This is a genomic window from Peristeroidobacter agariperforans (assembly GCF_004138335.1).
Taxonomy (GTDB): domain Bacteria; phylum Pseudomonadota; class Gammaproteobacteria; order Steroidobacterales; family Steroidobacteraceae; genus Steroidobacter; species Steroidobacter agariperforans.
The window spans coordinates 1,546,697-1,569,771 of sequence record NZ_RYFW01000002.1 but is presented as its reverse complement, the minus strand read 5'-3'; the positions used below and the strand labels follow the sequence as shown (position 1 = coordinate 1,569,771).

At 61.2% G+C, this 23,075-nt stretch carries 19 protein-coding genes; 3 read left to right on the top strand and 16 right to left on the bottom strand.

The genetic code is table 11. The features are described 5' to 3' along the window. Nucleotides 1-8: 8 nt before the first annotated feature. From EK373_RS20590 to EK373_RS20540, 11 genes are all read right to left on the bottom strand, one after another. Entirely contained in the window at nucleotides 9-905 is an 897-nt protein-coding gene (locus EK373_RS20590; RefSeq protein WP_129645564.1) for a glycosyltransferase, read from the bottom strand. Between the two features lie 24 nt (nucleotides 906-929). Continuing rightward, on the bottom strand, nucleotides 930-1,835 hold the full coding sequence (locus EK373_RS20585) for an XrtA system polysaccharide deacetylase (RefSeq protein ID WP_129645563.1): 906 nt from the start codon (nucleotides 1,833-1,835) through the stop codon (nucleotides 930-932). Further along, nucleotides 1,835-3,139: a porin family protein gene (locus tag EK373_RS20580; RefSeq protein WP_129645562.1), complete on the bottom strand. Its 1,305-nt coding sequence runs from the start codon at nucleotides 3,137-3,139 to the stop codon at nucleotides 1,835-1,837. The genes EK373_RS20585 and EK373_RS20580 overlap by 1 nt, the downstream gene beginning before the upstream one ends. 48 nt (nucleotides 3,140-3,187) lie before the next feature. Then, complete coding sequence (locus EK373_RS20575; RefSeq protein ID WP_157994457.1) at nucleotides 3,188-4,003, bottom strand: XrtA-associated tyrosine autokinase; 816 nt, start codon at nucleotides 4,001-4,003, stop codon at nucleotides 3,188-3,190. Between the two features lie 110 nt (nucleotides 4,004-4,113). Beyond that, nucleotides 4,114-5,700, bottom strand: coding sequence for an XrtA system polysaccharide chain length determinant (locus EK373_RS20570; RefSeq protein WP_129645560.1), 1,587 nt, complete (start codon nucleotides 5,698-5,700; stop codon nucleotides 4,114-4,116). 12 nt (nucleotides 5,701-5,712) lie between these two features. After that, a complete protein-coding gene (locus tag EK373_RS20565) occupies nucleotides 5,713-6,360 on the bottom strand; it encodes an XrtA/PEP-CTERM system exopolysaccharide export protein (protein WP_129645559.1) in 648 nt (215 codons plus the stop codon). Between the two features lie 150 nt (nucleotides 6,361-6,510). Next, on the bottom strand, nucleotides 6,511-9,318 hold the full coding sequence (gene prsT, locus EK373_RS20560) for an XrtA/PEP-CTERM system TPR-repeat protein PrsT (protein ID WP_157994455.1): 2,808 nt from the start codon (nucleotides 9,316-9,318) through the stop codon (nucleotides 6,511-6,513). 28 nt (nucleotides 9,319-9,346) lie between these two features. Continuing rightward, nucleotides 9,347-10,867, bottom strand: coding sequence for an exosortase A (gene xrtA, locus EK373_RS20555; RefSeq protein ID WP_129645557.1), 1,521 nt, complete (start codon nucleotides 10,865-10,867; stop codon nucleotides 9,347-9,349). Next, the gene (prsR, locus tag EK373_RS20550) at nucleotides 10,864-12,225 is read right to left on the bottom strand and encodes a PEP-CTERM-box response regulator transcription factor (protein ID WP_129645556.1); all 1,362 of its coding nucleotides are present in this window, start codon (nucleotides 12,223-12,225) and stop codon (nucleotides 10,864-10,866) included. The genes xrtA and prsR overlap by 4 nt, the downstream gene beginning before the upstream one ends. After that, entirely contained in the window at nucleotides 12,222-14,381 is a 2,160-nt protein-coding gene (gene prsK, locus EK373_RS20545) for an XrtA/PEP-CTERM system histidine kinase PrsK (protein WP_129645555.1), read from the bottom strand. The genes prsR and prsK overlap by 4 nt, the downstream gene beginning before the upstream one ends. Nucleotides 14,382-14,391: 10 nt before the next feature. Continuing rightward, complete coding sequence (locus EK373_RS20540; protein ID WP_129645554.1) at nucleotides 14,392-15,789, bottom strand: TIGR03013 family XrtA/PEP-CTERM system glycosyltransferase; 1,398 nt, start codon at nucleotides 15,787-15,789, stop codon at nucleotides 14,392-14,394. A 310-nt stretch (nucleotides 15,790-16,099) separates the two neighbouring features. On the opposite strand from EK373_RS20540, the gene EK373_RS20535 reads away from it, so the two are divergent. Together EK373_RS20535 and bfr are read left to right on the top strand one after the other, a co-directional pair. After that, nucleotides 16,100-16,288 (top strand): (2Fe-2S)-binding protein, encoded by a 189-nt coding sequence (locus tag EK373_RS20535; RefSeq protein WP_129645553.1) that lies wholly within the window; start codon nucleotides 16,100-16,102, stop codon nucleotides 16,286-16,288. Nucleotides 16,289-16,430: 142 nt separating this feature from the next. Then, nucleotides 16,431-16,910 (top strand): bacterioferritin, encoded by a 480-nt coding sequence (bfr, locus tag EK373_RS20530; RefSeq protein WP_129645552.1) that lies wholly within the window; start codon nucleotides 16,431-16,433, stop codon nucleotides 16,908-16,910. Nucleotides 16,911-16,978: 68 nt separating this feature from the next. Here bfr and EK373_RS20525 read toward each other — a convergent pair whose 3' ends face one another. Then, complete coding sequence (locus EK373_RS20525; protein WP_129645551.1) at nucleotides 16,979-17,662, bottom strand: putative Ig domain-containing protein; 684 nt, start codon at nucleotides 17,660-17,662, stop codon at nucleotides 16,979-16,981. 617 nt (nucleotides 17,663-18,279) lie between these two features. Between EK373_RS20525 and EK373_RS20520 the strand changes: the two genes are divergently transcribed. Then, nucleotides 18,280-19,581, top strand: coding sequence for a class I SAM-dependent methyltransferase (locus EK373_RS20520; RefSeq protein ID WP_129645550.1), 1,302 nt, complete (start codon nucleotides 18,280-18,282; stop codon nucleotides 19,579-19,581). A 7-nt stretch (nucleotides 19,582-19,588) separates the two neighbouring features. Here the strand turns inward: EK373_RS20520 and EK373_RS20515 are convergent, their stop codons facing one another. The 4 genes from EK373_RS20515 to EK373_RS20500 all read right to left on the bottom strand — a co-directional run bounded on the left by EK373_RS20515 (nucleotide 19,589) and on the right by EK373_RS20500 (nucleotide 22,911). Next, a complete protein-coding gene (locus EK373_RS20515) occupies nucleotides 19,589-20,560 on the bottom strand; it encodes a GDP-mannose 4,6-dehydratase (RefSeq protein ID WP_129645549.1) in 972 nt (323 codons plus the stop codon). 11 nt (nucleotides 20,561-20,571) lie between these two features. After that, nucleotides 20,572-21,669 carry a GDP-mannose 4,6-dehydratase gene (gmd, locus tag EK373_RS20510; protein WP_129645548.1) on the bottom strand — a complete coding sequence of 366 codons (1,098 nt, stop codon included), beginning with the start codon at nucleotides 21,667-21,669 and terminating at the stop codon, nucleotides 20,572-20,574. Nucleotides 21,670-21,861: 192 nt separating this feature from the next. Continuing rightward, complete coding sequence (locus EK373_RS20505; RefSeq protein WP_129645547.1) at nucleotides 21,862-22,134, bottom strand: FecR/PupR family sigma factor regulator; 273 nt, start codon at nucleotides 22,132-22,134, stop codon at nucleotides 21,862-21,864. A 153-nt stretch (nucleotides 22,135-22,287) separates the two neighbouring features. Beyond that, nucleotides 22,288-22,911 (bottom strand): RNA polymerase sigma factor, encoded by a 624-nt coding sequence (locus EK373_RS20500; protein ID WP_129645546.1) that lies wholly within the window; start codon nucleotides 22,909-22,911, stop codon nucleotides 22,288-22,290. Nucleotides 22,912-23,075: the final 164 nt, after the last annotated feature.

The following is a 23,075-nucleotide window of genomic DNA, read 5'->3' as shown; positions in this document are numbered from 1 at the left end:
TGCGATGCCTACGAGTGAGGAGACGAAACAGCTTCTTGACGAGTCAGCACACCGACCGCCCGCGGCGGGTCCAGCAGACCTGCGAGGCTCATGTGCCAAAAGAATTTCAACCAGGCGCCCCGCTCCTTCGCCAACTGGCCCAGCCTGAAGTGCAGCACGGCTTTGCGCTTGCGAATGACATGGGCGGGATACGGGTAGCGGCGCCGCGCCTTTTCCAGAATGTAGAAACCGATACGCCAGCGCTTTTCGCCGCTGCGCTTGCTGACGGATGCCGAATGGCGGCGATAAGCCCAGAGCACGCGGTCCACGTATGCCAGGCGTGCAACCTCAGCTACGCGAACCGCCATATCGTGGTCCTGTGCGGTCCGCAGCGTCTCATCGAACCCACCGGCTTTGTCGAACGCTTCGCGCCGCGCGATGGAATTGCTCGGCAGCGCGAAATAACAGTTCATCAGCACAGCTGCAGGATCGCTGGCTTCCACGTGATTGCTGCCATACATGACGCCCTTCGAATTGCCATCCTCATCGATCCAGTGGCCGTTCGAGTAGACCAGTCCGACGTCGGGATGCGCCTCGAGGTACTCGATGAGGATGCTCAGCTTTTCTGGCATCCACAGGTCGTCGCTGTCCAGAACCGCAACGTAGCGCCCGCGCACATGCTTGAGTCCCAGATTGATCGCCGCCGACTGGCCGCGATTCTCGCCATTGGGATGTTGCAGAACCGTGATGCGGTCGCCGAACGACTTTAGGACCGCGAGCGAATCGTCCGTGCTGCCGTCATCGACGGCCAGGACCTCGAAATCGGTGTACGTCTGGCGCAGCACCGAGTTGATCGTTTCGCCAACGAACTTGCCGCGGTTATAGACCGGAATGACGACCGAGACTGTTGGACTCTTGTGACTCATGTGGCATGAAAATAGAGCAAGCGATCATGCCAGCGCGGGCGTATTCATGGCTTGCGGCGGCTGGGCTCTGCCGTAGAGCCCCATCTGCGCAAGCGAATCCTTCATGGTTCCGAAGCGGAACTCGGATACGAGCTTCTCGAGGCGCGGCAACGTCCGGCTGAGATTGGTGTAGTGCCGCAGCCGGGAGCGCCAGCCGGCGTTGATCATCGGCTGTTCCGGATCGACTTCCCAAGGGTGCAGATAGAACACGAACGGAATACCGCTCTGCGTGTTGATCTGGTTCAAGCCCGCACGCGTCAGGGCGTACGGAAAGATTCGGAAATATCCGCCGCCTGCAACGGGCAAACGTATGCCGAACATCGAGGCCGTGGACAGCGGGAATTCGACGAGCGAATGACCCGACGGCGTACGTATGACGCCGGGCGCAGTCGACGCATCGGGAATCCCATAGTTGTCGTGACGGATCGGAAACACACTCGAGTCGTACTCGAAGCCCGCTTCGGCAAGAATGTCGAGCGCCCAGAGCGATTTCTGGGTGATCGAATAAGTCGCCGCGCGGTAGCCGCTGACCTTGACGCCGGTGATGTCTTCGAGCAGCGCCTTCGAAGCGAAAGTTTCCTGCCGGAACACCTCCGGAGTCTGTTCGTACACCAGGCGATGACTCAGACCATGGCAGGCGATTTCGTGGCCGGCAGACTGAATCTCCCGGATCAGGCTCGGTGATTTCTGCGCCACCCAGCCAAGCACGAAGAACGTGGCCTTGATCGAGTGCTTGTCGAAGAAGCTCAGGAAGGCGTGCGTGTTGGCCTCGGCCCGATACTCCATGGAGTTCCACTTCGACCGGTCGATTGCATGCGCGAACGCCTGGACATGGAAGTAGTCCTCCACATCGATAGTCATCGCGTTAAGAATGGGCCCTCGATTCGACATCAGAACTGCTCGCCGCGCGGAAAGTAGGAAATCGTCAGCAGTCCCCGAGTCTCGCTGAACTCGGATTCCGGATCGTTGCTGCTGCGGTCGAAGTAGTTCATCTGCAGCCCCAGGTACGTGCGCGCACCCAGCCGCCACGAGATCGCACCAGTCAATCGCAAATCGTTGGAATCAAAATCGACATTGTCGAACTCGTTCTCATACCAACGAGCCGAAATCGAAGCGCGCAACGTCCGGCTCAGCCGCCGGCCGAGCTCGACCCGATAGTCGACATACTCGCGGTCGCGATCGGTCTCTTCGATGTAGCGCTCCTGATTGAGGCCCGCCGCCAGAGAAATGCTGGTCCGGTTCTTCTGAAAGCTCCAGCCCAGAGTCGCGTAACGATACTCGAATGCGTCGCTCGTCGACTCGGTGGGAGATGCCTGCGGATCCAGGGCGGCTCGCCGCCGCAGGACACGAAACACATCGCTCGCATCGGAATAACGTTGCCCGGCCGACGCAGTCAGTCGTGTGGCTGCGGATAGCTCGCGAGAGAAATTCAGGCCGAATAAGGTGCCGTCGCTCTTGCTGCCGTCCTGCTCCAGTTCCGTATAGCCCGCATCGACGCTCAGCAAGGTACGCGCTGTGTCGACAGCGTATCGCAAGAACGCACTGCGCACGTCGTACTCGGTTTGGGCAACATCGTCGTATTCGATGCGATCGGCCTGTCCGTTCAGCGCTACCAGACTGCTGGAGGTCAACTGACGTCGCAGCGCGAGCGTGCCGCCGAGGCGTTCGTTATCCAGCTCCGAATCTTCGTAGCGGGCATCGGAGAATCGTGCGCCGATGTCGACGAAATTGCGGGAGCCGCCGATCGGCAGCGAGAAATCCGGCCCCGTCGACAGGAAATTGACGTTCTCGCGATTGCCGGGAGTTACCGGACGAAACTGGTTGATCTGCGATTGACCGAACGTGTCTTCCACGGTCCAGGTGAATCGGTCGGGTACGAAGGAATACGTGAGCGTGCCATCGAATCCGCCCACCACCTCGGACTCAAAAGTGTCGTCCAGATAGTCCACGTAGGCGAGGTCACCCAGCGCCGAATAGCTCAGCCTGCCCTGTTGCGCGGCATTGAGCTGTAATCCCGCGGTGGCGAAGGATTCATCGATCTCGTCTTCAGGGACGCGCGTGATGTTGTCTGAATGACCCAAGCCAGCAGACAGCCCGAACGCAGCCCCGGAAGTCTGGGCATGAACGGTCGCCGCGGCGCCCACACACAGCGCACCGATTGCCGCCCGGAGCAGTAAACCTCGCCTAACGCGCATGATACGTTCCGATTATTAGTGTGGCTCTCGACCGCAGACAGCAAGCCGCTAGTTAGCCGTACCGCTTCCGCTTGGGGCGTAGCCGTAGTAGTAGCCGGTCTTCGTCTCCATCTCACATTGATTTAGCACGAGGCCGATCGAGCGTCCCTCGCCCAAATAGCTGATTGCCTCCTGCACCATCTGTTGCGTGGTCGACCCTGCGCGAACCACCAGGATGATCTGACCGACCAGCCCCGCAAGCACGCGCGACTCGCTGGTCAGCAACAGCGGAGGCGAATCGAACAAGACGATCCGATTGGGGTCCTGGGTTCCAAGCTGCAAGGCAATCTGTTCCATGCGTGCGCTGGCCAGCAGTTCCTCTGCCGTCTCCGACTGCTTGCCGACCGGCAAAATGCTCAAGCCGTCAACGTCGGTGCGCACGACCAGATCCTCGACGCGCATGTTCTCATCGCGCAGCACATCGAGCAGTCCTGGCTCGTTCTCCAGGGCGAACGTGCGCGTAATGTGCGGCTTGGGGATATCTGCGTCGACGAGCAACACGCTGATGTCCTTCTCCAGCGAGAGAGACATCGCAAGGTTGATCGACGAGAAGGTCTTGCCCTCGCCCGCCATCGCACTCGCGACCATCACAAGATGGCCTCTGGCTACCTTGTCGGGTCCGCGCCCGATCGCGTGGGCGATGATCGGCCGTTTGATCTGACGGTATTCGTCGGCAAGGCGGCGCTGGTGATTCTCTGGAGCCAACAGTCCGTTGGCGCGCAGGCTCGCACGGTCGATCTGGACGATCTTAGACGAGCCCGTGCTCGAGGCTGTCGTGCCTTCCACTGCGGGCAGCAGGCGGGCCAGGCTCTGCGGCGGCTCCACGTACTGAGGCCGCTGGGGCGCAGGCGACGCCGATAGATCGGCTGGGCCGCGGCCCGACTCGCGCATCTTGGTCAGCGCCCGTTCGACTAGGCTCATAGCTTAAGGTCCTGTCATCCAATCAAACGTTGAATGAAGCGCGTGCCCGGCTGTTGCAGCAACAGCACCATCAGGAATGCTATCCCGAGCAACGCACCGGCCGTCGAGAACCGGATCAGGCTCATGCGCTTCTGCAGCTGAAGTTGCTCGAGTGCTGTGACGCTGACTGCACCAAGCACCGGCAAGCCTGTGAATTCGGCGAGCGACTTCGAAGTATTGAACACCGGTCGCAGCATGTTCATTACGTACGCGAGACCAGCCCCGGCGCCCAAGGCCGCCGCCAATACTCCCAGCAGCAGCATTGTGCGCTTCGGAGACACGGGCTCAAACGGCGCCGCGGGCGGATCGATGATCTCGAAACGCACCGAGCCCGTCTCTTCGGCCTGTTCGGAAATGCGTGCCTTCTCCAAGCGGTCGACCAGTCGGTTGTACGCCTGCTTGGTCACGTCGTAATCGCGATTCAAGCGGGCGAATTCGGCTTCGACCTCAGGCACGGTATCGACGAGCTTGCGCAGTTCGGCGATGCGGTTGTCGCTGTCAGCACTCTGGCGCTGCAGAGCGGCGATCTCCACGTCGGTTTGATTGATCTGCAATTGGATCTGCTGGTAGACGGGGCTGGCGCCGACACCGCTAGCCAGCGCTGCCCGAAGGTCGCCCCGCTGGAGCGCCGCAATTTCGTTCTTCTGCCGCTCTTCGAGTTGCGCGATGGTTTCACGCAAAGCGATTACGTCTGGATGCTTGTCGGTGAAGCGCAGCAGCAATTCGTCCAAGCGGGCCCGAGCCTCTTGCAGTCGCCCACCCGTATCGCCGCCCGCCGCATCGCGGCTGGACTGTGCAGCGGATGCTGCAAGCACAGCGCTCTCACCGCGCAGCTGCGTTGCCAGCTCCGCACGCCGCGAAGTCGCAATGCTCAATTGCTCTTTCAGCTTGCGCAAGTTGTCGACTTCAGCTTGCAGGCGCGCGAAATAGTCGCCCTGATCGCCTGGCACCAATCCCACGTTTTTCCGCTTGAAATCAGCCAGGCGTGTTTCCGCTTCCGCGAGTCGCGCTTCATATTCGGAAATCTGCGCCTCCAGGAATCGCTGCGCCTCGACCGATCCTTCGCGTTTGCCGCCGAGCGTATCCTCGACAAAAGTGTTCAGCAGCCGATCGACAACTTCCAGGCTCTTCGCCCGGCTGTGGTCCGTGTATGCGATCGTGTAGATGCTGTCGGTCGCGTTGCGTCGCGTGGGGCCGGTTTCAATGTTGATCCGCTTACGCAACGTTTCGACTAGTGCCTCGCGCTCTCGCGCGGTCGTCACACCGCGATCCAGTTGCGTCTCGCGGGCGACTCGCTCCAAAGCGGGACGACCCAGCAGATTCTGACGGACGAAGTTGAGCTGCGCCTCGATGTTCTGCTCGAAGGCCAGGCCTTCGACCGTCTGTGTCAGCGCGGTGCGCGTATCGACGTAGATGCGGGCCTTTGCCTGATAAACGTCTGGCATCGTGAGCACTACGAGCCAACCGACCACGCAGACGATCCAAGCGATGCCGATCGCGTACCAGCGAAAGCGCCAGGCATCGCGCACCTGATCCAGGACTTGTTCGACGACAGGTAGCATTGGAGCGATCCGTTAGAAAATGGATTCGGGCACGACCAGCACATCGCCCGGACGCAGCGCGAGGTTCTGCCTCACATCGCCCTTGTTGACCAGATCATCCAGTTTGATCTTGATCTCCTTGGGCTTGCCGTTTTCATTCCGAATGATCTTTGCGCGGTTGCCAGCAGCAAATTCCGCAAGGCCCCCGACTGCCAGCACGGCGTCGAGCACGGTCATCCCTTCGCGATACGGCACTGCCTGAGGTGTCGTCACCTGGCCGATGATCTTCACCTGACTGAAGGTACTGACCGGATTGCTCACAATCACGTTCACTTGCGGAGAACGGATGTAGTCGGCCAGCACCTTCTCTATATCACGTGCAAGCTGGGTAGGCGTCTTGCCCACCGCCACGACGTCTTCGGCGAGCGGCGTCGAGATCCTGCCGTCCGGTCGCACCGGCACGGTGGTCGATAGCTCCGGATTACGCCACACGAACACCTGGAGCGAATCTCCCGGACCGATCAGATATTCGTTGTCGCTCTGCTTAGCCGCGGGGGGCGGAGCTGTAGCGGCGGCCGGTTTGGTCGGCTCGGCCACGGCGCCCTCTGCACTCAGCGCTGTCGCGCTCTGACACAGCCATGCCAGAGCCACTGCAAGCATTGGAAACGGGATCATGCGCATGGGGTCTACCGAAACGTAAATAAATCCGACGCTTGCACTACCCGCCGGCGATCAAGGTTAACAAATCGGCGCGCGACGAGCGTAATCAGGATCTCGAACTGTGAAGCAAGACCGGCCCGAATGCACGAGCATTGCCCTCCTGTACAGGTCCTACCGACCGCCTGATGGAGCGCCCTCCGATCCAGACGCTGGCCGGGCCAGCTCCCGCAGCAGACGCTCGGCGTCGGCCTGGGACGCGAAAGACTTCGGCCCGCCGACAATGGCGGTAAGAGTCTCGCGTGCCTGGTCCCGATCTCCCGATTTCGCCAGGGCGGCGGCGTAGTGGTATCGGATTTCGGGTTCGTCTGAACTCTTCGCGGCCGCCGCCAATATTTCCACTGCGCGGGGCACGTCACCCCGGTGCAAGAGTATCCAGCCGTACGTATCCGCGATCGCTGGATTGTTCGGAGCTAGTTGATACGCAGCCGCCCCGGTCTGAGCGGCGCGGGCATCTCCTGCTTCGTACTGCAGCCACGCCAGGTTGTTCAGCGACATCACATCGCCGGGAGCCTGAGCCGCCAGGAACTCGTATTCGAGCATTGCTTTCTCGCGGCGCCCGGTCTGCTGATATGCGTTAGCGAGCAGCCGTCGGACCGCCAAATCGCCGGGATAACGCTCCAGCCACGATTCCAGGGGCTGCAGCGAGTTCGGCAGCTTCGCGAGCTGCCTGGCCTGGTACAGCTTCACTGCCAGCCTCGAGCTCGCACGGCCCGCCGCCGCTTGCTCGAGAACCGCAGCCGCTCGTTCATAGCGTTTCAGAGTGAGAAGCACCTCGCCTTCCAGTGCCAGTACTGCGGGATCGGATGGCCTGAGCTTCTTGAGCGCCTCGATGCGCCCCAGCGCCGCATCCGGGCGTTGAGCCTGCACGTCCAGAAGCGCATTCAGGGCCACTGCCGGAATGTGGGAAGGTTGGGCCAACAGTGCCCGTCCAGCAGTCGAGCGTGCGGCTTCGGTCTGGCCCAGCGCGGTCTCCGCCTGAGCCTGACTGACGAGATACGCAGCATTCGATGGATCGGCTGCTACTGCGGCTCGGAATGCGGCCAGCGCCGCGTCCATACGCCCGAACTGCATGTAGAGACTGCCGGCTGCGTTGTGAACCGCCCCCTTGTCTGGCGCTACCTCGAGTGCAGCGGCGACCTGCTTCGCGGCGAGCTCCGGCTTCTTGTCGATGAGGTGCACGCGCGCCAGCGCCAGCCTCGCTTCGATCGACTTGGGATCGCGCTTCGCGAGTTGCTCGAGCCCGGCAAGAGCTTCGCGAGTCTTGCCTTGCTGCATAGCTAATGCGGCGAGCTCGAGATGGGCCGGAGCATTGGCGGGATCGGCTTCGATAATCTGTTTCAGAATTCCCTCTGCAGCGGCCACTCTACCGGCAGCAATCTCGAGGCGCGCCAAATTGGTCAACGTCACTCGGTTCTTCGGCTCGAGACTGGAGGCACGCGCAAGCACATCGCGCGCGCTCTGCAGTTCTCCGCTACGAATGAAGAATGCACTGGCTAGATTGAGAATCGCGACATTCCGAGGATGCGCGCGCAACAGACTCTGCACTTCCTGCTGAGCGGCGCTCATGCCCTTCGACTCGGCGAGCGCGGCAACCAGTAGTGCTTCCTTCTCGACAGTGTTCTCCGCTGCGTCAACTTGCTTGAGCAGCTCGACTGCCTTCGCACTGTAACCTGTGCGCAGATACGCGCTCGCGAGCTGCAGTTTCAGTTCGCGATTGGCGGGGCTGGCTGCGACAGAACGCTCCAGCAGCGCCACCGCTGCCGACTCATCCCCCATGCGCAGCTGGACGTTGCTCGCGAGCACGTTGAGCCCGGCATCGGTCGCTTCGTCATCGAGTGCGGGTACCAGGGTATCCATGGCTTCCGCGGGCCTGTTCATGCGCAAGCGCACCTGCGCCAGCAACTTGCGTGCCTCGATATTCTCTGGGGCCTGACGCACGGCTTCCGACAACTGGCGTTCGGCCTGTTCAAAACTTCCCTGCGAAAACAGCGAAGCGCCGAGCAAGGCGCGCGCAGCGACGAACTGCGGAGCTTGTGTCACGACGCGTTGCAGCTCAGCCGTGGCGGCTGGGTATTCCTGTTTCGAGAGCAATATACGAGCCGCGAGCAGCCTCGAAACGAAGCTGTCTGGAGCCAGTTCCGTCAGCGCCCCGTGGGCTCGTTCGGCGCCCGGCACATCGCCTTTCGCAAGTTGGATCTCGACCAGTGCTGCGGCCGCCATGGTTCGCTGGGGGAAAGTGAGAGTCGCGTTCCCGTACTGCAAGGCCGCGGTGTAGGACTTCTCTGCCGCATCGAGCTCATTCATTTGCGCCAGCAGCGACCCTTGGCTCAACAGCGCACGCGCATTCCGCGGATGTTTTGCGAGCAGTCTCTCCAAGAGATCGAGAGCCGAGTCCCGCTCACCCGTTGCCGCGAGCACTTCCGCAAGCGCTCTCATCAGTTCGGCAGAATCAGGCTCGCGCGCAAGCGCATCGTTCAGCGTCTTCTTTGCGCCTTCCGCATCGCCTTGCCCGACCTTCGCGCGCGCGATGAGCACACTGCGCAACTCGTCATCCGCGACGATGGAACCCGATTCAAGGCGCTGCTCCAGCTCCTTGAACTGGTGCGCCCAGATCATGAGCATTCCCTCGATCTCCGCCAGGTCCTCGCGCGGCGCTCCGGCATCGATGGCACGCTGCAATTCGGTCTTGGCGCCCTGCACATCCTCGAGCTGATACATCGCCGTCGCGAGCAAGGTGAGCGCTCGGGCATTCGCCGGCTCATCGTCGATGACATTCTTGAGTTCGATGACGGCTTCGCGCTGTGCGCCGGATGTAATCAGCTGTTCGGCGCGCTCGATTCTTGTCTCGTTGGAAACGAAAGCGTCGCAGCCCGACAGCGCTAGCAGGGCGGCGATACAGCAAGCCATTCTGATCGTCATGGCGGTTACTCCGCGGCTGGTGCCGCTCTTATTGCGCGATGGCATGCACAACGCCCGAGGACAACAGGAATTCGTCGGCAACCAGGCGCGCCGCGTCGCAGCTTTCCGCCTGGCACTTGACCCGCACCCCGAGGGCCGCTGACCTCTGATCCCGCCACAGTGCAGTCAGCCCGTACCAGAGCTGCCCGACACTCGCGGCATAGAAATTCCGCTCGCCCACGACATACGTATCACGCAGGATCCACCGCGTCCCCTGATCGTCGATGACGATGCGCTCGCCAATGCCTCCGCTCAACGCGCGGCGGGGTAATCGACTCTCCAGTCCTTCGCCGAGAGACGAATTGCCGAGGCTACCGAATTCCTTGCCCTGGTGCTGTTCCCGATAGGCAGCAACGAAAACATCGACACTCTGGCCATTTGCGGAGTAGCTGCCCAACAGCAACTGGTCGGCGCTCGGAAACTTTGGGCGCCACTCCCCCACGGCGTTGTCAGGACCATTCCATCCGGTCAGTGTCGGCAGGACCGATGCGGGTTCTCGCGCCCCCGCCGAGACTCGACTCGCTTGCCACGGCCCCAGCGCCACAGCCACTGCTGTGCAGGCAGCGATGAGCCAGGCTCGCCGCGAAACTGGCTGCGGCTGCGAGGTTCGCTCGATCATCGGGTCCGCTGCCCGGCCCTGCGGCATTCTCGAAGCCAGATACAGGAACAATCCGATCGCGACGGCGAACACCACCCAGCCGAAGTAGTAATGATCGACACGGATGAGAAAGTGCTGCATGTTCGTGAGGTGGCCCGCGACGATGATGGTGAACACACGCACCCAGTTCGCCAGCACAGCCAGCACTGCTGCCATCAGCACGAAGATCGCTCGGGTCTTCAGTGAGTCGCGGTGGACTTCGCCGTATAAAGTGGCGATGGCCGTACCAACGATGAAGAAATGAAGGCCGCTGCACCCTCCGGCGATCTCGAAGACACCGGCCGGTATATAGACTGTGTTGCCCGAGAAGTACGTTGGTACGCCGAACAGAGGCAGCAACGCCTTCATCGCCGCCGTCGTCGCGTGCTGCAACGTCGAATTCGCGAGGCTCCATATCGGGACTGCGAAGTAAAGAAAACCGAAAGCGAACAGGCTGGTGCGCGCCACTCCCCATCCGCAGATGGTCCATACCGCCACCCACATGGCCAGCGGCAGCAGCGCCTGATAGACCACCAGCAGTCCCGCTCGATAAGTGATCAACCACGCGACTGACAGCACCAGGCTGATCGGAATGAGCGCTGCGACAGGCGCACTGTTCTCTCGGGCTAGCGAATCACGAGAGCGCCACAGCGCCCACACCGATATCGCCAGAATCAGATACCCGTGCGTGTACGTCAGATCGTCAGTGTCGCTCCATTCGCGGAGCAGCGTGGCGGTGGTGCGCCACATGATCAGTGCGACCGCCAAAGCGATCAGCACAATCCAGCCCACCCTCAGCAAAGCCCGGGCAGGCGGATAAACGCCTTCCGCGGATACCGCCTCGCCTGGTGTCGCTGGACTCTCGACACTCATCGAGAGTCTCGAATCGAATACTTGTCCATCAGATCGTAGAGGGTCGGCCGGCTGATCCCCAACAGATCCGCGGCGCGTGAGAGATTGCCGTCCACGATGCTGATTGCCTGCAACACCGCCTGGCGCTCGACCCGAGCGCGCAGTGATTTCAGATTGAACAGCGACTCCAGCTCGTCAGCCTGGCGCAGGCCGAGATCGTCCGGCGTGATCATGGCAGCATCCGCAAGGATGGCTGCGGACTTCACCTTGTTTTCCAGCTCCCGCACATTGCCCGGCCACTCGTAGGCCTCGATGGCGGCAATCGCCTCCGCCGAGAATCCACGCTTGGGCCGACTTTGCACGCCGCTGTACTTGCGCAGGAACGAATGCGCAAGCACCGACGCCGCACCCCGGCGATCCCGCAACGGTGGTACCGAAACGATCACCTCGCCGATGCGATAGTAGAGATCCTGCCGGAACCGTTGCTCGCCGATCATGGCCTGCAGATCTTTGTTGGTTGCGCAAACCACCCGCACACTGACGGGAATCTCCTGACGGCCGCCGACGCGCTCGATAACGCGGTTCTGCAGGAAGCGCAGCAGCTTCGCCTGCAGCGCCAGCGGCATGTCACCGATCTCGTCCAGGAATAACGTGCCGCCGTCGGCGAGCTCAACCTTGCCGATGGTCTGCTTCACAGCACCGGTGAAGGCTCCCTTTTCGTGACCGAACAGCTCACTCTCGAGCAGCTGCTCGGGAATCGCGGCGCAATTGATTGCTACGAAACGGCCGCCCTTGCGGCTGCTCTGGGAATGGACCGCGCGCGCCAGCAGCTCTTTGCCCGTACCGCTTTCGCCGAGAATGAGCACCGACACATCGGTCGGCGCAACCCGCTCGACCATGCGACACACTTTCTGCATTGCCTCGTCGGTTGCGATCAACCCTTCGAACGGCGATTTGTACTGCGCATCGCGCAGCTGCCGATTCTGCTCCTCGAGTGCGTAGATATTGAACGCGCGGCTGACGATCAGGCGCAGGACATCTGTGTCGACCGGCTTCTGGTAGAAATCGTAGGCACCCAACGACACCGCGCGCACCGCGTTGTCGCGATCGTGATTGCCGGTGACGACGATTACCTTCACTTGAGGCGCCACGCTCAGGATCTCTTTGAGCGTTGCCATGCCCTCGCTGACCCCTTCCGGGTCAGGCGGCAGTCCGAGGTCCTGCAGCACGACGGCGGGTTCGAAGCGCCGCAGCTGCGCCATGGCCTCGGCACGCGTCCCCGCAATTAGCACTTCATGCTCGTCGAAACACCATTTGAGCTGCTTCTGCAGCCCCAGGTCGTCCTCGACGATGAGCAGCCTTGGTTTGTCGTCTGTCACGATGCTTCGCCCTTCGATATCTGGTGCATGGGGCTGGGTGAGTCCGCCGTCGCTTGATCCGGCCGGTTACGAGAGCTGTTGGCGCCGTTCAGCGTGGCCGCTGCCGCATCCTGGCTTCGCGAAAGCGGAAGGCTAACCGCAAAACGGGTTCCCTGTCCGGGACTGCTCTGCACTTCCACGTCCCCGCCCAGCAAACGGATGTATTCCCGTACCTGATAAGCCCCGATGCCCATGCCCTTGGCGCCCTTGGTGCTGTCGAACGGACGGAACAAACGGTTGCGGATGAAGTCCGGATCCATGCCTACCCCGGTATCTTCCACCAACAGCTCGGCCTCGCGACCGTCTTGGCGGATGCTCACTGTTACCGATCCCGTCGCGCTGGTTGCGTCTTGCGCGTTGCGAAGGATGTGCTCGATCACGACCGAGAGTCGCTCCGCATTGGCCATGACCATCGCGGGCGGCCCGGGTTGCAATTGCGGCGTGGGCGCACGATAGCTGCACCGAGATACCGCCTGTTGGGTCAGCTCGCGCAAATCGGCGACGACATGGCGATCGGCCGAGGTCGAACCGCGCAACTGCTCGATCAGCTTGGTCATGCGATCGGACGCATTGGCGATGGTTTCCATCGCGTCCTCGATGAACTCCGGCTTGTGTTTGTGTCGCGGCGCGTTGGCGACGATGAGATTGAGTTGCGCCACCGAGTTCTTCAGGTCGTGCATCATGAAAGCGGTCAGCCGGTTGTACGCCTCGAACTGACGGCTCTCGGCCAGGCGGCGGTCCGCATCCTGTTGTGCGATGTGGGTGGCTACGTGACGACCCAGCGTCTTCAGCAAGTCGCGATCTTCGTACGTCAATTCGAACGGGGGTGGCGGATCGTACAACACCACGAAGCCCACCAGCCGATCCAGCTGCAACATGGGCGACACGATCCGCAGGAACTCGTGCTCGAGCAGCCACGGCGGTATCGCGATATTGCCGTACATATCCGGCGTGCGACGGAATTCTTCGGTGTCGATGATCCATTGCTTGCGGGCGAGAAACTGCGGCAAGTCGTCGTCGGCGGGGATGCTCGCAGGCAACTGCAGCGAGTCGATACTCATAGGCCAAGCGGCGTATGGCAGGAATTTCTTCCCGGTCTCATCGCTCAGGAACAAGAAGCCACCCGGGCTGCCAAAGATCTGCGCCATGGCGTGCACGGCGGTGCGACCTACGTCCGCCTCCTCGTTCGAGGACAGCGTGCCGATGAAGCGCAGCCACTCGATGCGATAGTCGTACTTGTTTCGATAAAAGTGCTTGCTGATGAAGACGCGCGTGTGGCGCCTCAATGGCGCCGACGTCACCAGGCTGGCGAGCACGACGACTGCGCCCGCGAAGAATACGATCTGACCGATATTGCCCCACGCCCCACCAATCTCGCGGACGTACAGACCGCCGAGCGCCATCACCGTCAGGTACGAGCCAATGACCAGAATGGTCGTCGAATAGAAAACAATCTGGCGGGACACGAACACATCCAGCGACCACTCCGGATTGCGACGCGCCGCGATGGCAATCAAGGGCATCGCGGCCGCGTTGAGAATGCCGCGCGAGACCCATGCATCGATAGATACGGCACGCAGCAGCTCGGTCTGCGAATACAGAAACAGATCGTAGGCGAACAACGTGCCCACGCCGATGATGAAATACTTCAGCGAGCGGCGGGCCAACTGAGATGAGTTGCGATAGATCTGTTCGAGCAGAATCAACGCGAGCAACGACAGCGCCAGCCCGGCGCGAGACAGCAGCAGCGTGGGATTGATGACGGCAACACCGAGCTGCTCGAGCAGCGGCAAGACCACTGCCGCGCCTAGCAACAACACGCAGAGCACGCGTGCCGCCCTAGCCAAGGCTGGGGGCGCGGCAACCCCGGCAACCGCGACCAGCGCCAGCAGCCAGGCGCCGCCACGAATAGCCTCGGCAATATAGATGACCAGGACCGGAATCTGGCCAGTGTAGCTCTGCACGGCCAGCAACGCGGCCCAGAGGGCGGTCGCCACGCTCGCAACGATCAAGTGCGCGCCCTGTTGCCTGCCGCGCCAGGCAGTGATCAACAGGACGGTCAGCACCAGAAAGCTCAGCGCCGCTATGCCATAGCTGGCAATGCCGAACGCAGTCATTGACCGGATCTCAACGCGCGCCTTTTCTCCACAAGATCACCTCGACCGTCTGTACCAGGATGGCCAGGTAGAACAGCAGGCTGTGATTCTTGACGTAGAACAGATCGTATTGCAGTTTTTCGATCGCGTCTTGCTCGGAGGAGCCATAGGGATAACAAAGCTGCGCCCATCCGGTGATGCCTGGCTTGATGGTGTGGCGCTCGCGATAGTACGGGATCCGCTCTTCAAGTTGGCCAACGAACTCCGGCCGCTCCGGGCGCGGACCGACGAAGCTCATCTCGCCGCGCAGCACATTGAGAATCTGCGGCAACTCATCGATGCGCGTGAGCCGGGTGAATGCACCGATCGGCGTGACTCGGGAATCGTTTTTCTGCGCCCACTGCGCGCCGTCCTTTTCCGCGTCTTCGCGCATGCTCCGGAACTTCAGCAGCCGGAACGGGCGGCCGTGTTGCCCCACTCGCACCTGACGATAGAAGATCGAGGCCTTCGGACCTTCCACGATTTTGATGGCGAGCGCCGTCACCACCATGAGGGGCGCCGCGACCGCCAGCAATAGCAGGCTGGCGAGAATGTCGAACCCGCGCTCCAACGTGTCGTGGATCCGGCCGCGGCCGAAGCCTTCGGAAAAAATCATCCAGCTTGGATTGAGCAGATCCAGCCGCACCTTGCCGGTCTCGCGCTCCAGGAACGTCACCAGCTCCAGGATGTCGACGCCTTCCAGCCGGCACTCGAGCAACTGATCCATGGGGAAGCGACGGCGGCGATCGTCCATGGCCACCACGATCTCATCGACCCGGAGCTTTTCGCACAAGGTGAGCAGATCGACCGTGGTCGGCAGCTTCTCGTCCTCCGGCACCTCCGAGCCCTCGTCGCCTTCGGCGGGCACATAACCCACGACGACGAAACCACGACGGTCGGAACGACGGCGCAGGCGGGCGATGCTCGCGCCGCGACGGCCGGAGCCATAGACCAGTACGCGACGCTTGAACAAGTCCTCATCGACCAGCGTGTCGAACACGATGCGGGCGATCACCGAGCCGCTGAACGCGATCGCCAGGCTGATCAACAGCGCACCGCGGCCAATGTGCAGGGCCGGGAACAGATAGAAAAGGATGGCGATGAACATGGCGCCGCCGAACACGCTGGCGGCGACGCGCGCGATCAGGCCGGCCAGACGCGAGCGCTGGCGCGAATTGTACAAGCCCATGGCGGCCATGCTGATGAACAGCACTGCCGCGAACAGCACCCCTCGCGGCAACATCGGGCCGAGCATTTCCTCGGCCAACGGCTGCGAATTGAAGCGCAGATAGGCCGCGGCATAGGGCGCAAAAAAGAAAATCACACCTTCGATGACCGCGAGCACGGCCAGGTGCAGGTGCCAGTAATGTTGGAAGATTCGGATCGCCACGCGTTACTTCGAGCCTTTTCGCTTCTGATCAGTGCCAGGTCCGGCCGGCTATTGAGCGCGAGTTCCCCGCGGCGCACCAGCGGCCGTAAGTCTAGTCATCTCACCCTCACGAGCGCGTGAAGGCAGTCACACGCGCTACTGTCAAATCGACGAACCCGTCCCACCCCGGGAGAAAGGCTCGTCGATATCGGCTTCGGGGAAAGCCCGATATAGTGTAGGGCCACTCATCAATTGACAATCATTCGCATTTGTATTTACATGACGGCCAATCGTCGCGACTCCAGCCAGTCGCCGGGATCGAGAGCCAACCATGTACATTTGCGTGTGCAATGCCATCAGCGACCGCCAGATCCGCGAGACCGTCGATCAGGGCGCGTGCTCGCTGTTCGAAGTCCAGATGCGCCTGCCCGTCGCCGCCTGCTGCGGCCGATGCGAAGATTCTGCGCGAGAAGTGATTGAGTCTCATATCGAATCTGCGAATCGTCCCGCCGCCGCCTAGCCAAGGCCGCGTATTCTCGCGGTAATTCGTCGAGCCGTCTCCCCCCTTTCGATGCTGCGCTGACGCGCAGTTGCCTCGTTCCGCGCCGCTCCCCCAAGATTCGCGGCTGTCTTGTCATTTATCGAGTCCGGAAGGAGAGCACATGCAGGGTCACGCAACGGTATTGCGTCATCTCAATAATGTTTTGAAAAACGAGCTGACGGCCATCAACCAGTATTTCTTGCACGCCCGCATGTTCGAGCACTGGGGTCTGAAGAAACTGGGCGAATATACCTATAAAGAATCCATCGACGAGATGAAGCACGCCGACAAGCTCATCAAGCGCATCCTGTTCCTGGACGGGCTGCCGAACCTGCAGGATTTGGGCAAGCTGCTGATCGGCGAGAACGTCGAAGAAGCGCTGAACTGCGATCTGAAGCTGGAAATGCAGGCCCACCCCGACCTGCGCCAGGCCATCGCCGATTGCGAGCAAGTTTCCGATTACGTCTCGCGCGAACTGTTCGAAGACATCCTCGAGTCCGAGGAAGAGCACATCGACTGGCTGGAGACGCAGCTCGATCTGATCAAGCGCGTCGGCATTCAGAACTACTGCCAGTCGCAGATGGAGACCGACGAGGATTGAAATAAAAACGGGCGGTCCCGCTCCCAGCACATCCTGGGGTCGAGACCGCCCGTTGCATCGGGCAGCGGTCAGCTGATCGTCTTGCTCGCGGTGTTCGACAACCCGCTGGTCACACCAGTGGCATTCACCGCCACCACCGCGAAGTACCAGGTGCCGGAGCTCAGGTTCTCGACCATATACCGGTCCAGCGACGGGTTATCCAAATTCACCGTCTGATCCAGGTTGCCGGCGGTGCGTCCGTACATCACTCGATATCCAGCAAGGTTGCCCAGCGAGCTGCCATCCGAATTCTGAGTCGGGGGCGTCCACGACAGGGTCGCACTGCCGGTGGCATTGGCAACGTCGCTCACCGTGATCGTGAACGGCCCGACGGTCGCGCTGGCTGTGCCATCCGAAACCGTGACCTTGATGTTGGCGTAGGCGCCCACTTGTGCCGCCGTCGGCGTGCCGGAGATCCGACCCGTCTGCGCGTTGAAGGTGGCCCAGCCCGGCAGGTTGGCGACCGCGTAGGTAAGCTTGTCTCCATTCGCATCGGCCGCCGCCGGTTGGAAGCTATAAGCCTGGCCGACCACGGCGGTGGAGCCCGGCGTCCCGCTCATCGTCGGAGCAGCATTGGTGCCGCTGGCCGGAGGTGGACTGGCATTAGTAGAAGAGTCACCGCCGCCTCCGCCCCCGCCGCCGCAACCGGTCAGCAATACAGAGCTCAGGATCAGGCAGCCGGAAAAAAAACCCGGAAAGTAAGTACGTCGCATGGTTCTCCACTGTCGCGGCAGCCGCGTGGTTTATTGATGTTCACCACACGTTTCCGCTATAAGTCTTTGATATCTATTCGATATCCGGGAGCTGAGTCTCGCCGCCCTGAGGGGCCTGCGAGGGCACAGGGAGAGTAATAACAAGAGCTGTGCCAGCTGCTGAAAGGGTCTTTCAGATCAGCAAGTTGGGTGGAAACTACAATTTTTCAGCAGGTGGGAACTTGGGCTGTTCGTCGCCAAAAAGTGACAGTTTTTGCCCTTAAGACTTCAAGGCAAACTGCTAAGACCCTGATTCTGAACGAATCAGGGTCTTGTAGGCAGTTAGCGACAGTGTGACGCGATGCGCGCTGAGATTGGCCCTTAAGTTCGAGCCCCGTCAGCTTGGGACTGCCTTGCGTACGAGCAATTCGTCGCCTCGGCACAACTCGATTCACGCCAAGAGTCTCTCGACCGACACTCCCGCGTCGTGGCGACAAAAGCTCTGCTATTCAAGCAGTTCTTCCCTCCTCCGGCGCTCTCGCGCCAGGGCCGTTGAGCGCACGACGCAGCCAGTCCAATTAGGCAGGACTCTTCCTTCGGCGCCACGCAACGGACGCAATCGAACCAGGAGCGATTCCATGTACCGACAGATTTCCGAGTGTCGCATTTGCAAGAACACGCAACTCGTCGAAGTCCTCGATCTCGGCGAACAGACACTCACCGGCGTGTTCCCAAGAACACGAACACAGCAGGTCACCGCCGGTCCGTTGAAGCTCGTGAAGTGCATCGGCGATGACGCAGTCTGCGGATTGTTACAACTTCAGCACACCTACGATCTCGGCGAGCTGTATGGCGACAACTATGGCTACCGCTCGGGCCTGAACTCGAGCATGGTCGCGCACCTGCACGCCAAGGTGCGACGCATTCTCGATCGTGTGACGCTGCCTGGCGACGCGTTGATCCTCGATATCGGCGCCAACGACAGCACCACGCTCCAGGCATATCCTTCGCAGGGCTACACGCTGGTCGGCATCGACCCCACCGGTGCGAAGTTTCGGAAGTACTATCCGTCGCACATTCGACTGATCCCGGAGTTCTTCTCCGCGGCCACCGTCCGCGAGCACTTCGGCGAACGCAAGGCCGCCGTCGTCACCTCGTTCTCCATGCTCTACGATCTGGAACAGCCCATGACGTTCATGCAGGAGATCGCCGAGGTGCTCGACGACGACGGCGTCTGGGTGCTCGAGCAGAGCTACATGCCGACCATGCTGCAGCGGAACTCATACGACACCGTTTGCCACGAGCATCTCGAGTACTACGCGCTGAAGCAGATCAAGTGGATGACCGACCGGCTCGGCTTGAAGATCGTCGACATCGAATTCAACGACATCAACGGCGGCAGCTTCTCGCTCATGGTGGCGAAACAGGATTCACGGCACGCCGAATCTCCCCAGGTGGACGCCATCCTCGACGAGGAAGCGCGCGCCGGACTGCATACGCTCGACCCGTTCCATAACTTTGCCCGGAACGTTGCCGCCAGCCGCACCACCCTGCGCGCCTTCCTCGATGAAGCGAAGCGCTTCGGCAAGACAGTCTGCGCGCTGGGCGCGTCCACCAAGGGCAACGTCCTTCTGCAGTACTGCAAGATCACGGAAGCCGACATCGCTCGAGTAGGCGAAGTGAACCCGGACAAGTACGAAGCGTTCACGCCCGGCAGCCTGCTGCCCATCGCCTCCGAGGAGGAGGTGCTGGCCATGCACTCGGACTATCTATTGGTGCTGCCCTGGCACTTCCGGAGCTTCTTCGTCGATCATCCACGCTACATCGGACACAACCTGATCTTCCCCTTGCCGCAACTGGAGCTGGTTCGCACCACGGAGGCGGCAGCGACGGAGCGAACAAAAACTGCGCGCGCCAGCACCGAAGCAGTACGCGTGTAAGCCGGCTCTATCCCGCAACAGCCGCCTGCTGAGCAACGATGTCCGCATCGACCATCGTTCTCACGAGTCGTTCGAACGACATGGACGGCTGCCAGCCGAGCTTGAGCCTCGCCTTGCCGGCGTCGCCGACGAAGGGCATCGCTTCCGGTGCTCTTCGAGCTCCCGGATCTGCTTGCACATACGCTCGGTAATCAAGCCCGACGTGCCCGAATGCCAGATCGCAAAATTCCCTAACCGAATGGCTGACGCCAGTAGCCACGACATAGTCATCTGCCACCTCCGCCTGCAACATCTGCCACATGGCGCGAACGTAGTCCCCGGCAAAGCCCCAGTCGCGCGTAACGTCCAGATCCCCCAGAGGCAGCGAGCGCGTCAGCCCAGCGCGGATACGCGCGACGCCCATCGTGATCTTGCGGGTCACAAACTCCGGACCCCGGCGCGGACTCTCGTGGTTGAACAGGATGGCCGCGCAGCCGAACAGCCCGAAATTCTCGCGATACGTGCCGACCATCCCATGAGCGAACAGTTTCGCGACGCCGTAAGGATTCCTGGGCCGGAACGGCGTCAGCTCGTTCTGGGGCGACTGAGTCGCCGCGCCGAACATTTCGCTGCTGGAGGCCTGACAGAACCGAATACTGGGATCGACCGCCCGGATCGCCTCCAGCAGCCGGACCACGGCAAGCCCGTTGTACTCGGCCGTCAGCGTTGGATCCGTCAACAGCTGACTGCTCGATGCCCGGGCCGCGCAGTTGTAGATCTCGTTGGGTCGACGCTCTGCGAGCAGCCGGCGTAGCAGCGCATCGTCGAGCAGACTACCCGCGACAATCTCGAGCCGGTTGCGGATGTGTTGAATGCGCCCCAGGCGATCTCCCGCATCCTCGCGTACCAGTCCGAGGACCTCGTACCCGCGTTCGAGCAGCAACTCCGCGAGATAGGAGCCGTCCTGACCGTTGATGCCGGTGACCAGTGCTCGCCGCATGCGCCACGACGTCAGGAAGCGATGCGCGATCCGAACACGGCGGGAAATCCGTGCGGCTTCAGCAACTCCTCACACTGCGCTTCCTTCAGATCCTCCTTGACCATCTCCTCGACCAGCTCGGCAAAGCTCGTTCTTGGAATCCATCCCAACTTCGCCCGCGCCTTCGCGGAGTCGCCAAGCAGCGTCTCCACTTCGGTCGGACGAAAATATCGCGGATCGACCGCCACGATACACTTGCCGTTGCGGTCGTAGCCCTTCTCATCGACCCCTTCACCCGACCAGCGAATCTTTATTCCCAGATGCTCTGCGGCGGATTCGACGAACTCGCGCACGCTTCGCTGCTCGCCGGTGGCAACGACGTAATCTTCCGGACACCCCTGCTGCAACATCAACCACGCCGCCTCCATGTAGTCGCGAGCGTGTCCCCAATCTCTCAGCGCGTTCAGATTGCCGAGATAAAGACAGTCCTGCAGCCCGCATTTGATGTGAGCCAGAGCGCGGGTGATCTTTCGAGTAACAAACGTCTCGCCCCGGCTCGGCGATTCGTGGTTGAACAGCACGCCATTGCACGCGTACATGCCATAGGCTTCGCGATAGTTGATGGTGATCCAGTACGCATACAGCTTCGCCGCAGCATAGGGTGAGCGCGGATAAAAAGGTGTCGTCTCCTTCTGTGGAATCTCCCGCACGAGCCCGAACAGCTCGGACGTTGACGCTTGATAGAAGCGCACGCGCTTCTCCATCCCCAGAATTCTCACGGCCTCGAGGATACGCAGCGTTCCGAGCGCGTCGGAGTTGGCAGTGTACTCAGGCTCTTCGAACGAGACCGCGACATGACTCTGCGCGGCCAGGTTATAAATCTCGTCGGGACAGGTCTTCTGGATGACACGCATCAAGCTGCTGCTGTCCGTCATATCCCCATAGTGCAGATGTAACCGGGCATTCGGCTCGTGCGCGTCCATGTACAAATGATCGATGCGATGAGTGTTGAACAAGGACGTCCGGCGCCGAATGCCGTGAACGATATAACCCTTCTTCAAGAGAAACTCGGCCAGATACGCACCGTCCTGACCGGTAATCCCTGTGATCAAGGCCGTCTTCTGTTTCATGCGGGCATCCACTGTGTTCCGTGTGATATCCCTGGATTCTGCCCGGAGCCGCGTGACTCAGTTCGCCCGCTGGCAGCGTCGCGCCGGGGCGCCCGGTCTCGGCGATCGTAAAACGTGGTCAACGCAGGCTGCTGCAATCCTGCCGCCGCCGGCTCATGCGTTCGTATCGATCATTGGAGTTTTGTATGCCGCTCACTTCCCGGTGGGCATGGCGAGATCGATTACCTTCGACGCTTCGTCGGCGGGCGTCTCCGACTCGGAGGGCTCGGCGTGCGTCTCTCTCAACAGCTGCTCGAGATTCACCAGTTCCAGGATCTCGCGGATGTGCTCCGGAGACTCCTTCAACCAGTGGATGTAATCGAGCTTCTCCTGCTCGGTCATCTCGCCGGCGCGAATCAGAACGAGCCAGTCCGCAGCTGCCTCGCTGATCGACCTCGGCTCTTCATTCTGGGGACGGTCAGACATCCGTCTTCCTCGCCAACGCGTCAAGGTGCGACGGAGTTTTAGGTATTCCGCCCGCGGCCGCTGGGAAATCCGCTGCCTCGGATCCCCTCCACCCCCGCAAGCTAGACCGGGCCATGATTGTGCATGGCCCTTGACGTGGATTGCCCGGTAAGGTTATCCGGCCTTCCTGCGCACGGGCTGAACTGCATCGAGATCGGGCGAGCCCAGATCCGAGCGTAATTCAGCATACGCACGAGCGATATCTCTTCGCACGACACGCGGCGTCAACTTGAGCTTGGCGGCGATCTGTTTATACGTCAGATCCTCTCTGATGTGGAGTAGCAGAACTTGGCGCTGCCGCGGCGGCAGCCTGCTTACCGCTCGTCGTACGTGGACGTTGACGAGATCGTGCTCGACTGAGCTCTCCGGCTCGGCTTCCGGCTCGATCTGCAGATCCGAGAGCCAGACGTCGTCGTGCGGCAGGCTATTGCGTGCCCGCTCCCGCCATTCGTTGACGACGTTGGTCGCGATCCGGAACAGATAGCTCTGCGGATACTCGACGACTGCGTCGTCGCTGTATCGGAGCAGACGCAGAAAGACCTCTTGTGCGACATCGTCGAGGTCTGCCGACTGCATGGATGAGCGGCTGGACAACCAGCGCTTCATCGCGCCCCGCCACGACTCGAACCATCTGGTCAAGCGCTCGTTGCGGCTCTTGGTATCGATCGAAATAACTTCCGTGACCGGACCCGGTGGCGTGCTCTGCTCCGTCGGGCAACGCTCGGGACCGGCGCTCACGTGAGCCACACAGCAGTGTGTGAATCGCGCATTCGTCGATCTATCAACGCACGTGAAATTGCCAGCATGGCCAGTTCCCCCTAGGACATTCACTTAGTTATCTGCAGGGCTGTGTTGCCCTCGACGGGTAGTCCCAATAGATACGGGGTCCGTCTATTTGTTCT